The organism is Candidatus Seribacter sulfatis, assembly GCF_964187635.1.
Classification (GTDB): Bacteria; Verrucomicrobiota; Verrucomicrobiia; order Opitutales; family Seribacteraceae; genus Seribacter; species Seribacter sulfatis.
The window spans coordinates 1-13,484 of record NZ_CAXLMO010000054.1; the positions used below are offsets into that span (position 1 = coordinate 1).

At 45.1% G+C, this 13,484-nt stretch carries 8 protein-coding genes; all 8 read left to right on the forward strand.

Annotation, left to right across the window (positions count from 1 at the left end; genetic code table 11):
• Nucleotides 1–207: 207 nt before the first annotated feature.
• Entirely contained in the window at nt 208–1,737 is a 1,530-nt protein-coding gene (locus ACKPQ5_RS05915; protein WP_407678174.1) for a sulfatase family protein, read from the forward strand.
• A gap of 23 nt (nt 1,738–1,760) precedes the next feature.
• Nucleotides 1,761–2,471, forward strand: a complete 711-nt coding sequence (locus ACKPQ5_RS05920; protein ID WP_407678175.1) for a sialate O-acetylesterase — start codon at nt 1,761–1,763, stop codon at nt 2,469–2,471.
• A 3-nt stretch (nt 2,472–2,474) separates the two neighbouring features.
• Entirely contained in the window at nt 2,475–4,169 is a 1,695-nt protein-coding gene (locus tag ACKPQ5_RS05925) for a sialate O-acetylesterase (protein ID WP_407678176.1), read from the forward strand.
• A gap of 16 nt (nt 4,170–4,185) precedes the next feature.
• The gene (locus tag ACKPQ5_RS05930; protein ID WP_407678177.1) at nt 4,186–5,625 is read left to right on the forward strand and encodes a sulfatase family protein; all 1,440 of its coding nucleotides are present in this window, start codon (nt 4,186–4,188) and stop codon (nt 5,623–5,625) included.
• Between the two features lie 61 nt (nt 5,626–5,686).
• Nucleotides 5,687–7,420 (forward strand): DNA polymerase/3'-5' exonuclease PolX, encoded by a 1,734-nt coding sequence (gene polX, locus ACKPQ5_RS05935; protein WP_407678178.1) that lies wholly within the window; start codon nt 5,687–5,689, stop codon nt 7,418–7,420.
• A 56-nt stretch (nt 7,421–7,476) separates the two neighbouring features.
• Nucleotides 7,477–9,357 carry an ATP-binding cassette domain-containing protein gene (locus ACKPQ5_RS05940; RefSeq protein WP_407678179.1) on the forward strand — a complete coding sequence of 627 codons (1,881 nt, stop codon included), beginning with the start codon at nt 7,477–7,479 and terminating at the stop codon, nt 9,355–9,357.
• 163 nt (nt 9,358–9,520) lie between these two features.
• On the forward strand, nt 9,521–12,679 hold the full coding sequence (locus ACKPQ5_RS05945; RefSeq protein ID WP_407678180.1) for a PSD1 and planctomycete cytochrome C domain-containing protein: 3,159 nt from the start codon (nt 9,521–9,523) through the stop codon (nt 12,677–12,679).
• Between the two features lie 11 nt (nt 12,680–12,690).
• On the forward strand, nt 12,691–13,484 hold a 794-nt coding region (locus ACKPQ5_RS05950), incomplete at its 3' end, for a DUF1501 domain-containing protein (RefSeq protein ID WP_407678181.1).

Sequence of the window (13,484 nt, forward strand, 5' to 3'; positions counted from 1 at the left end):
AATTCCACCCGTACATCAAGTTATGGAATTTATGATACCGAGACCATAGAAAAAGTGGTCAAACTTGTGGTCACACTTGAGTTTAAGATAGGGGGATAAAGATCTTTGTTCCCGTTGTTTTATTCGGGGAATGCAATCATTTGGTTGATCTTTTAAAAGTTTTCTTTTTGTGTAGAACTTTACCCTTTTATTTCGTTTTTACCTGTCATGAAATTATCTCTGATTACTTATAAATCAATATTCTGGTTGAGCCTATCTTCCCTAACCTGGCTGTCTTTAATGGCTGCGAATAAACCGATGAATCTTCTTCTTATTACAGTGGATGATATGAGCTGTGATTCAGTGGGTGTATACGGGTGTGAATTGGAGGGTACCACCCCCACCATGGATCGACTTGCTTCTCAATCCCTCCGGTTCGAACATGCCCATGTTACGGTGGGAAATTGTAACCCCTGTCGAAATGTAATGTTTTCCGGGTTAATTTCCCACAACAATAAAGTGGAGGGTTTTTACAAAGTGACTGATCCGGGCTGGCCTCATATGGTGGATTTACTTCAGGAAGCGGGGTATTATGCTGGAATTCATGGAAAAGTAAGCCATTCCAGTCCTTATCAACCCTATGGTTGGGATGACGATCTAACCATTTCACCCTCGGGAAAAAAGGCTCACATTAAAGATGCAAAAGCATATGGAGAATCTACTTCACGGGGAATTGAAATAGCGAAAAAGTCCGGTAAACCTTTCTTTCTTTCCATCAATATTTCGGATCCACACAAACCTTTCTGGAGCGAGGTCCGGGGCGGTGGCGAGGATCCGTATGTGCCCAGTCGGATATACAATGCGGAGGAAGTGCCCGTACCTGGGTTTTTATTTGAGGATCCCGAGGTTCGTGAAGAATTGGCTCTTTACTATAGCAGTGTACGACGGGCCGATGACTGCCTGAATGAAGTACTGAAGGCGTTAAGGAAAAGTGGCCAGTGGGAGAACACAATGATCGTCTTTCTCTCGGATCACGGAATGCCGCTTCCCTTCGCTAAGACTCAGCTCTACCACCACAGCACAAGGACACCCCTGATGGTACGGTTACCCAATGTAACCGAAGCGGGAAAAGTTGAAAAAAAGCACATGGTCTCGATTGTTGATCTTCTACCGACGGTCCTGGATTCATTGAATGTTTCCCAGCCGAAACGACTTGATGGACGTTCTTTTTATCCTGTTTTACAGGGCAAGAAACAGGATGATAGGGATTTTGTGATCAAGGAATACAATGAAAATGCCGGCCGTTCCCGTGATCCGATGCGCGGAATTCAAACCAAGACTCATCTTTTTCTTTTTAATCCATGGTCTAATGGGGAACGAGTATTTGCAACTGCTACAAATGGAACGGTAACCTGTAAGCGAATGATCAAATTGGCTGAGGACGATGAGCGAATGAATGAAAGACTGGAGCTATATCGTTATCGTGTACCGCAGGAATTATATCATGTAAAAAGAGATCCAGACTGCCTGGAAAATTTAATTCATCACCCTAATCATGAGAAAACAAAAAATAAGTTGATGGTACTTTTAGAAGAATGGATGGTTCAAACGAAAGACCCTTTGCTCGAATGCTTTCAAAACCGGGACGAACCTGATTTAGTGGAGGCATATATTCAACAACTGGAAGAGGAATCAAATCTTAGGCGGAAAAAAGAGAAACCAAGTAATAAGACCAAAAGCTCAAAAAAGAAATCCTGATCCCTAAGGGAAATTTTCCATTTATGAAATGCATAATCTTATTCACTGTATTTTTGACTTCCTTTTTTTCACTCTGTTTCGCGGTTGAGGAGGGGAAGCATTTGTTTATTTTATCGGGGCAGTCCAATATGCAGGGGCATCGCCCGGATGAAGCTTTTGTCCCAACGGTTAAAAAGGCCTTTGGGGCAGAGAGTGTGATCGTGGTTCAGGATGCGCTGGGCGGGCAACCGATTCATCGATGGTGGAAGAAATGGGTTGATCCGCAGGGAAATAAACCAGCTCAGTCCGGTGATCTCTATAATCGCCTGATGAGTAAAGTTATGCCTGCGATTAAGGGTGAAAAGTTAGGTAGTATCAGCTTTGTTTGGATGCAGGGAGAAAGAGATGCCAAGATGGGGTGGGGGAAGTTATACGGAGAGGCCTTGATTGGATTACATTCCCAGTTCGCTATTGATTTAAAATGGAAAAAGAAAGACCTGGGTTTTGTGATTGGTCGGTTGAGTGATTTTGATTTGAAAAATAAGAAATATCGACATTGGAGTATGGTGCGAGAGGCACAGGTCCAGGTTGCCAATGCGAATCCAGTATTTGCATGGGTGGACACTGATGATTTAAACGATGGGCTGAACCGAAAAGGGAAAGAAATAAAAAATGATCTGCACTATTCTGCAGAGGGTTATAAAATATTAGGCAAGCGTTTTGCCGAAGCCTGTATCCGCTTAATCAAGGAGTAGGAAATGAAGAATTTTTTTCTGTGTATTACTGGATTGTTAATTTCATTTTCCGGATGGTGTAAAGTCCGGGTGCCGGCAATCTTTTCGGATCATTCGGTTTTTCAGCAAGGCGGAGGAAATCCGATCTGGGGTTGGGCAAAACCGGGGGAGGAAGTAACGGTTTCCACAAGTTGGGGGACGAAAGATTCCGCAACTGCGGACAAGAACGGAAGGTGGATGGTGATTGCATATACTTCCAAAGCGGGTACTGGTCACGAAGTTACGATTCAGGGAGATAATAAAATCGTGCTTTCAAATGTTGCGGTGGGGGAAGTCTGGTTATGTGCCGGTCAATCCAATATGGGGTGGTCCATGGGGAACTCTTTTGAAGCGGGAAAAGAAGCCAATGTAAATTTGCCTGATTTCAGAATTTATAAATCGGCCCGTGAGCATTGGCATGAGCCTTTGTCAGAAAATCGGGATCGATTGGCAAAATGGAAATCATGCGATCCAAAGTCGGCTGCTGAAACTTCTGCAGTTTCTTATTACTTTGGCAAAAAATTGCATCAAAAACTGGGTGTGCCGGTTGGGATTATTCAACGGGCCTTTGCCGGGACACCGATTGAAGGATGGATGCCCTGGGCTATCCAATCCGCAGATCCCCGTACAATTGCCCATAAAAAATTGCTCGATGATGGATCTAATCGTCTGATTGCCCGTGGTCAGACCAAGCAGAAGGCATTAGCCAATTACCAAAAAGAATTAAAGGAATATAATGACAAGATTGATCGAGGTGAGACGATGAAAAATGCGTTCAAGTCATTGTCTCCTCCGATTATTACCAAGCCCTCCAGCATGGGTCATCAATATCCCGGACATATTTTCAATGCAATGATTGCTCCAATCCGACCTTACGCCATTCGCGGAATGATCTGGTATCAGGGAGAAAGGAACGCCAAGAATGCACCACAGGCTGAACACTATGCGAATCAATTAAAGCAACTGATCGGGCATTACCGAAACACCTGGCATGGTGAATCCTGGGGGTCAGTGAGCGATGGGTTTCCTGTTTATTTTACCCAGTTGCCCAGCTGGAATCCTCCTCAAAGCAAACCGGTGGAAGGGGTGGAGGCAAGCTGGGTAGTAAGTCGAGAGAGTATGCAAAAGGTGTCACAGGAAGTTTACAACACTGGTATGGCGGTGAGCATAGATACAGGAGATGCGATTGAGCTTCATCCCAAAAACAAAAAGCCAATCGGGTTGCGCCATGCATATCTTGCCCTTGGGAAGACATATGGGTTTCCGATTGTACATGAAGGACCAATCATTGATGAGTTTTCCAAGGCGGGCCAGAAGGTTGTTCTTCGATTTAAATCGATTGGGTCAGGCCTGATGCCAGGAGGTAAAGGGAAAATTGATTCTTTTGCGATTGCGGGTAAGGATCGTGTTTGGCAGTGGGCGGATGCTAAAATTGACCAGGACTCCGTAATCCTGTCTTCCCTCAAAGTGAAAAAACCGGTGGCAGTGCGTTATGCCTGGGCGATGAATCCATCCGGTCGTAATCTCCTTTATAATCAAGAAGGGTTTCCCGCTTCTCCCTTTCGCACCGATGATTGGCCACTTTTTGACCCGAAGGCAGAGGTGGTCGAGGTAAATAAACCGAAGAAACCAAAGGGGTATCAATCCCAAGATTGGAACCGTCCCGAAATAAAAGAATAAATTTATTCAATTTTATATGCGAGTTCTCTTCTTTATTCTACTATTCCCCCTATTCTCCTTTGGGCGAAGCCAGCCCAATGTAATCATCATTCAAACGGATGAGCATAACCTCCGTACACTCGGTTGCTATCGTGAACAGATGAATGAGGACCAGGCCTTCGTCTGGGGCAAGGGCAATCAGGTCGAGACTCCGAATATTGATTCCCTGGCCCGGGATGGATTGATTTGTACCAATTACTTTGCCTCCTCCCCGGTATGCACGCCTTCCCGTGCGTCCTGGGTATCCGGACTCTATCCCCAGGCCACAGGATCGGCGAGTAATAATCTGCCCCTTAAGGATTCCATCATCACCTTTGCCGAAGTTCTTCGCCAGCGGGGTTACGCCACTTCTTATTTGGGTAAGTGGCACCTGGATGGGGATGCGAAGCCCGGCTGGGCACCTACCCGTAAATTCGGATTTTCCGATAACCGCTTTATGTTCAACCGTGGGCATTGGAAGAAATTTGAAATGACCGAAGGCGGCCCCCAGGTGGCAACCAAGAAGAATGGAAATCCGGTTTATGATTTGAGCGATGCGGATGAAAAGAGCTTCGCCACTGATTGGCTGGTCGATCGTTCCCTGGAGATTCTCGACCGCGATAAGGGCAAGCCTTTCTGTCTGATGCTTGCCTTGCCCGATCCCCACGGGCCCAATACCGTTCGGGCTCCCTATGATACGATGTACGATCATCTGACCTTTCAGCAACCTGTTACCATGCGCAGGGTACTGGCCGCATTGCAGAACCGACCGGGTTGGGTGAGTGGTGCGTCCAATGCAGTTAAAAAATTGAGTCAAAGTACCTTGTCCCAGTATTTCGGCATGGTTCGCTGCATTGACGATAATGTGGGTAAGATGCTCGCTTTTTTGGAAGAGAATAATTTGACCGAGGATACGATCGTGGTTTTTACCTCGGACCATGGAGACATGATGTGCGAACATTGCCGGATGAATAAGGGGTTACCCTACAAAACCTCGGTGGGGATTCCCTTTGTTTTGCGCTACCCGGCCAAAGTGCCTGCGGGCAAGGTGATTCACACTGCCTACACCACAGTGGACTTTTTCCCCACTCTGATGGGACTGATGGGGATTGAAGATGGCTTGCCAACTATGCATGGACTGAATGCTTCGATTGCCTACACCAACAAGAAAAAAGAAATCGCCAAGGACCGGGTTGTTTATGTCCGGCACTCGGGAGGGGCTTGGGTTGCCGCGTTTGACCGCCGTTATAAACTGGTGATTTCCACTTCCGATAAGCCCTGGTTATTTGATCTCGAAAAGGATCCGGATGAACTGGTTAATTTTTATGGCCGGAATGAATATAAGGAAATTGGGCTACGCCTCGAAAAAGAATTAAAAAGACAGATGATAAAATACGGGGAACCTGCTCTTGCGGAAAAGAACCTGCGTTTTCAATAGGCATACACAATTTGTTTTTTTGCTTCGATTTTAAGAAATAAATCTATCATGGTGTTTCTTAATGGATAAAAATGATATTATTGGTGTTCTCGACTTGATTGGGACGATGCTAGAGATAAAGGGAGAAAATCCTTTTAAGGTGCGGGCTTATTTTTCCGGCTCGCGAACATTGCAGACATTAGAGGAGGATTTGGGAACTGTAATTGAAGAGGGGCGGCTCGGAGATATACCCGGCATTGGAAAAGCACTGACTGAAAAGATTGAAACACTTTTTACCATTGGTGAACTTGAGTTTCTGGATAAGCTCAAAGCATCGGTTCCGGACGGTCTCCTTGAACTGTTAGAAGTTCCCGGTTTGGGGGGGAAGAAAATCAATGCACTTCATCAAAAACTAGGAATTGATTCCATTGAATCCTTAACCCAAGCCTGTAATGATGGCCGGGTAGCGGAGTTAAAAGGATTTGGCACTAAAACACAGGACAAGATTTTATCGGGGATTGAAAACCGGGAGGCTTATGCGGCCCGTCATTTATGGTGGGATGCCCGGCGGGTGGCCGATCGAATTCTTCCGGGCTTACAGGGCCTACCTGAAGTCGATCGGGTGGAAGCTGCAGGAAGCCTGAGAAGGGGGATGGAAACGGTGGGAGATCTTGACTTCTTGGTGGCTTCCTCAAAACCGGAACCGATTATGGAATGGTTCACGCAGATGGAGGGAATTGTTGAGGTCACTGCTCATGGAGACACCAAGTCGAGTGTTCGTTTTGAGGGAGGAATGCAGGCGGACCTTCGGGTTGTTCCCCCGGAGCAATTCTACTTTGCCCTGCATCATTTTACCGGTTCCAAGGATCACAATGTCAGGATGCGCCAAAAAGCCCTGTCTATGGGGCTAAGCCTAAGTGAATGGGGACTTCGGCCGGAAGAGGAGAAGGATTCTTCCCGAAGCAAGGGAATGGTGGAGGCACATTCAGAAGAAGATATCTTTAAGACACTTGGCCTTGCTTACATTCCACCTTCATTACGTGAGGGGATGGGCGAGGTGGAAGCCGCCGAAAAGAATGAACTCCCTGAATTGCTTGAATTAGAGGATTTAAGAGGTTGTTTTCATAATCACACCACTGCCTCCGATGGACGAAACACATTGGAGGAAATAGCTGCCGAAGCAGATAAGCGGGGGTGGCAATACCTGGGGGTGGCAGATCATTCAAAGTCGAGTTTTCAGGCCAATGGTTTGGATGAAGCCCGCTTGGAAAAACAGGTGGAGGCCATTCGGGCATTGAATGAAAGCGGATCGTTCACCAGTCATATTTTTGCCGGTTCCGAAGTGGATATTTTATCCGGAGGGACGTTGGACTTTCCGGATTCGGTTTTAGAGACACTTGATTATGTGGTGGCGTCTGTTCACAACGGCTTGACTCAGGATGAGGAGACGATGACCAGTCGGATTATTAAGGCATTGGAACACCCCAAGGTCACCATGCTTGGTCATGTGAGTGGGCGGCTTTTATTAAAGCGGGAGGCCAGCAAGATGAATATTCAAAAGATTATTGATGCAGCGATTGCCAATCATAAAATAATTGAACTCAATGCCAACCCTATGCGGTTGGATATGGATTGGAGACATTGGAAAAAAGCAGCGGAAAAGGGCTTGCTCTGTGCCATTAATCCGGATGCCCATGCTTTACCTCATTATGACTTTCAATTAACCGGTGTGAATATTGCCCGCAAAGGCTGGCTGACCAGAAAGCATGTATTTAATACCCGATCATTGGGAGAAGTGACCCAATATTTTGGATGAAACAATAAGTTCAATCTTCCATTGCCCAAGTTTCGATAGTTCCTTAGTAAGGTTCCGTGGCAATAATTAGTTATCGTAATTTAACTGTGTCTTTTGGCGGACCTCTTCTGCTTGATGATGTCGGTATTAGCATTGAAAAGAAGGAGCGCATCTGTCTGCTCGGACGTAATGGGGAGGGGAAATCAACCTTATTGCGAATTTTATCTGGCCAGGTCATTCCCGATAAGGGTGAAAGTGAGAGGTTACCTAATTTCCGAGTGGCCAAGTTGGATCAGGAAATTCCAGTAGGAGTCCAGGGAAGCATCTTTGATGTAGTAGCAGAGGGCTTGGGGGAAAAGGCGGACATTTTGCGGGCTTACAATCAAGCATCGCTTCAATTGGATGAAAAGCCAGAAGATGAGAAGTTAGCCGATGAAGTTGATCGGTTACAATCTGAGCTCGATCGAACGGACGGCTGGAGCTTAGATCACAAGGTCGCTTCTATTATAGACCGGGTAGGATTAACTCAGGAGCAATCCTTTGCTACTTTATCGGGAGGAAACAAGAGCAGGGCATTACTGGCCCGGACTCTGGTGGGTGAGCCCCATGTTTTAATTTTGGATGAACCAACTAACCACTTGGACTTTGAAGGAATTCAATGGTTAGAGAAATTTCTTCAAAAAGCAGAGTTTGCAGTTTTATTTGTATCCCATGATCGTTCTTTTATTCGTTTTGTAGCCACACGGATTTTAGAACTGGATCGCGGGAAACTGACCTCGTGGACTTGCGGTTATGACAAATTTCTCGAACGAAAAGCAGATCTTTTATCCGCCGAAGAGAAGCAAAATGCAGTATTTGATAAAAAACTGGCGGAAGAAGAAGTATGGATACGCAAGGGAATTCAAGCACGGCGAACAAGGAATGAGGGCAGAGTTCGTGCATTGTTTAAGTTGCGGGAAGAAAGATCCGACCGTAGGGAGCAACAGGGGAAGAGCACAATTTCTTCCAACAAAGGACAAACCTCTGGACGAAAAGTAATTTCGATCAAGGATCTTGAATTTGGCTGGGATGAACAAACTCTCATCAAGAATTTTTCCACGACTATATGGCGGGGCGATAAAATTGGAGTGGTTGGATTAAACGGATCGGGTAAGTCGACTTTATTGAAACTCTTATTGAAAAAACTGGAGCCCAAACAGGGAAGTATTGAACATGGTACGAAGTTGGACGTAGCTTATTTTGACCAGCACAAGGAGATTTTGAATGATAGTTTATCTGTGGCGGAAAATGTGGCTCCTAATGGAGACACCGTTACGATTAATGGATATAGTAAGCACATACTTTCGTATTTAAAAGATTTTCTCTTTTTACCCGAGACTGCCCGGGGCCCGGTTAAAATGCTTTCCGGGGGTGAACGAGCCCGCGTGCTCTTAGCTAAGTTCTTCCTTCAACCCGCCAATTTATTGGTTTTGGATGAACCCACAAATGACTTAGATATCGAAACCATTGAATTGTTGGAAGAACGTTTGTTACAGTTTGATGGTACTCTTCTTTTGGTCAGCCACGACCGCGATTTTCTTAACAATGTGGTCAACGCTACTTTTGCAATGGATGGAAAAGGAGGAGTCATGGAATACGCGGGTGGCTGTGATCGTTGGCTGGAGGAACAGGAAGAGGCCAAGAATTCGAGTAATCGAGCTAAGCCCAGGGTGATTGAAAATAATGAAAAACCCCGAAAACTTTTAAATAAGGAAAAAGAAGCCCTCATTGAATTGCCCAAAAAGATAGAAAAGATGGAAGCAGAACGGGATCAAATTACCGCGATTATGCAAAGCCCGGATTACTATCGAAATCCAAAGAGTGATCCAGCCGATGACCAGGCAAGTTTGGAGAAATTGGAGAAAAAAATCGCCATTTCTTATTCGCAGTGGGAAGAGCTCGAAGCCATTGCTGATTGATGTTTTAATTTTTCGTTAAAATTTCCTTTTAACGGAGAGTTTAAGTATGACTGTTATAAGCCTTTTAACTACAAAGTATTCCATTTCCTGTAATAATAAATTAAGCAATCCTGTTTTAAGAATGTTGCCATACAAACAGGTAAGGGTTTTTAGTGAGCTTCATATGAGATTCTCCCTTTCCCTTTTTTTAGTTTATTTTTCAGTGTGCTCAGTTCAGGCGGAAAGAAAGCTCGAATTTAATCGTGATATTCGACCCATTCTGTCAGATGGATGTTTCCATTGTCATGGTCCGGATGAAAAGGAAAGAAAAGGGGGCCTTCGATTGGACCTCGAAAGTGATGCTTTTAAGAATGCAAAATCTGGCTTCCCTGCCATTGTAAAGGGGGATCCGGATGAGAGTGAGATTATTGCGAGAATCTTTCTTTCGGATGATGACGAGGAACATATGCCTCCCTTGGATAGCGGGAAGTCGATCACCCTAGAGCAAAAGGAAATTCTAAAAAAATGGATAGAGCAGGGGGCTGAATACCAAGGTCATTGGGCATTTATAACCCCGAAAAGGAGTCCAGTTCCATCGATTTCAGTCACCGGCCACCCGATTGATGCTTTTATTGTTGATCGACTGAAAGGAGAAGGAATGGAGATGCAGGGGCTCGCGGATAAGGAAACTTTATTACGCCGTGCTAGTCTTGATCTAATCGGATTGCCACCCTCGATTAACGAGGTTGATGACTTTGTAAATGATTCCTCTTCCAATGCGTACGAAAAAGTATTGGATCGATTACTCGGTTCACCGCACTACGGAGAGAGAATGGCACTCGAATGGTTGGATCTTGCCCGTTACGCGGACAGTAATGGATTTCAGAGCGATGGGAGTCGGGATATGTGGCTTTGGCGAGACTGGTTAATCAATGCCTTTAACCGAAATATTCCTTTTGATCAGTTTACTATCGAGCAGTTGGCTGGTGATATGTTACCCAATCCATCCCAGGATCAGGTTGTGGCAACCGGGTTTAATCGAAACCATAGGTTGAACGGAGAGGGAGGACGGATTGTGGATGAGTGGTTTGTGGAAACAGTGATTGACCGGGTTGAAACAACCGGAACTACCTGGCTCGCCCTTACTATGAGTTGTGCCCGTTGCCATGATCATAAATACGATCCGATTTCACAAAAAGAATTTTTTGAATTTTTTGCTTATTTTAATTCAAATGATGAGAGTGGTGTGCTGGCAGCCAATGGGAAAAATGGATTTAATACTGCACCCTTTCTAAAAGTTCCCAATTCTGAACAGAAAAGAAAAATTTCACACTTAGAAGACTCTTTACAAAAATCCCAAGACGAGAGGAAGAGTGCGGAATCTAAAATGGAAGATGCCCTGACTAAATGGCTAAAGCAAACCCGCGAAGAATTAGTAAAAAACAAAGCCCAGCCCAGTCCCTGGAAAAAACTTACCAATGAAAAGGTGCTAAGTAAGGGCGGGGCACAGTTCAAGAAACAAAAAGATGGTTCCTGGTTGGGGACTGGTAAGAATCCATCGAATGATACTTATGAAATTAGAAGTCCTTTTAACTCGAAGGAATTATCGGGAGTTTTACTTGAATCTTTTTCCGATCCATCTTTTAAGGGAATCAAATTTGGGCGGTCAGGAAATGGAAATTTTGTGATGACCGGACTGGAAGTTAGGTTGGAACATAAAGACAAAAACAAAAAACCAATTGTCTTGAAATTGGACAAGGCTGAGGCCAGTTATGAGCAGGAAGGATACCCTGCTATTCAAGTCGTTAAAAATGCTGCGAACCTGAAGAAAAAGGGATCAAAAGGGTGGGCTGTTCATGGGAGCAATCCTCCCAAACAGAGATCTCTCATGGCAATGTTTATGGCAAAGTCTCCGATCTCTGTTCCTGAGGGAGCGGAATTGGTGATCACTATTTATCATCAATCTGGATTCGCAGATCACAATCTCGGTCGCTTTCGTATCCAATATGCGGAGAAAAAGGTAAGTTCTTTAGATGGGGTATCTGGAATTCCAGAAAATCTCGTTCTTCTTGTGCGTAAGAATGTTGAGGGTTTAGCTCCTCAAGAATTAAACCAATTGAAAAAGTATTTTCGCACAGAGGTGGAAAATCCTGTTTCCGTAGCAGAAGTAAAAGCAGATCAATCCAAAAAAGCCTTAGATGATTTCATATCGAAAGTGCCTAGCACCATGATCATGAAGGAAAAGTCCGCCCCTCGGGATGCATTCATTTTAAGTCGTGGAGAATACGATCAACCGACCGAAAAAGTAGGACGGGCACTACCTGCTGTTCTTCCCCCATTGCCCGAAGGTCAGCCTAATGATCGTCTTGGTTTAGCTCGATGGCTGGTATCGGGAGATCATCCTTTGACTGCCCGCGTTTGGGTAAATCGAATCTGGGAGCGTTTATTTGGGGTGGGCATTGTGAAGACTTCAGAGAATTTTGGTTCGCAGGCGGAATGGCCGGTTCACCCAGAACTGCTTGACTGGTTGGCGGTGGAATTTGCCAAGCCTACGGCTTTACCTAAAATAAATGGAAAACCTGCACAGGCCTGGGATATGAAAGGCATGATTAAATTTATCATGCTGAGTAAAACTTATCGTCAAAATTCCTCAGCTCCGGATGGTTATTTTAGAAAGGATCCTGAGAATCGCCTCTTGGCCCGAGGTCCCCGTTTCCGGTTGCATGGCGAATTGGTTCGGGATCAGGCTTTGGCAAGCAGTGGGTTACTGATTAAAAAAGTTGGTGGTCCCAGCACCCGTCCTTACATGCCTAAGGGAGTGTGGTCCGAAACAAACCGTTATGGAAATTTAACGAACTATAAAGCAGATGAGGGCGAGGGTTTGTATCGCCGTAGTATGTATACTTTTTGGAAGCGAACCGCTGCTCCTCCGTCGATGCTTTTGTTTGATGCACCAAACCGTGAAATCTGCTACCCCAAGCGCTCACGTACGAACACACCATTGCAAGCTCTTGCTTTACTGAATGAGGTCACTTATGTGGAAGCAGCCCGGAGCCTGGCCGAGAGAATGATGAAAGAAGGAGGTGCAGGTATTCGTGATCGATTAACCACTGGTTACCGGTTGGCCACATCACGAAGTCCCGATAAGCAGACTCTTTCTGTATTACAAAAAGGATTTGAGGAAAGAAAAATTCATTTTCAGGATAACCAGGAAGCTGCAAAACAGATTATTTCCCATGGGAAAAAGAAGCCGGATGAAAATTTAGAACCCGTGGAATTAGCCGCTTATACTGTCACCGCGAATGTGCTTTTAAACTTAGACCGTGTTATCACCAAAGATTAGGAATAATTATCATGAATCAATTTAATCAGCTACTCACTTCCAAAACAAATCTTTCATCTACTCAGGATTTTTTGAATCGACGAATTTTTCTTCGTAATGGAGCGGCGGCGCTTAGTGCAACTGCGTTGGCCGGATTATTATCCCCGCAAAAAGGGCAAGCCAAAGATCCTGGTTTACAGGGCTTTCCCAATTTTCCCGCCAAAGCGAAACGGGTTATTTATTTATTCCAGTCCGGAGCACCTTCTCAGATGGACCTATTTGATCCAAAACCATCGATGGAGAATGTTCGTGGTCAGGATTTACCGGAATCCATTCGTAAGGGGCAGCGTTTGACAACCATGACTTCGGGGCAGAAAAATTTTCCGGTTGCTCCCAGTATTTTTAAATTTGCAAGGCATGGGCAATCGGGGCAATGGATGAGTGATGTTTTGCCCCATTTGTCCAAGCAGGCAGATGAGTTGTGTTTTATTAAATCAATGCATACCGAGGCAATTAATCATGATCCTGCGATTACTTTTTGCCAAACCGGACATCAGTTAGCTGGCCGTCCGAGCATTGGCTCATGGTTGAGCTATGGTCTGGGAACCGAAAACTCGGAATTGCCGTCTTATGTGGTTCTTACTTCATGGGGCACGGGTCGTCCAAATGATCAACCGTTATATGATCGACTCTGGGGTGCCGGTTTTCTTCCCACTCAACACCAGGGAGTGAAATTCAGAAATTCGGGCGATCCGGTTCTTTATCTATCCGATCCGAAAGGAATGAACCGTTCAATGAGGCGGGATATGTTGGACGAATTGGCTAT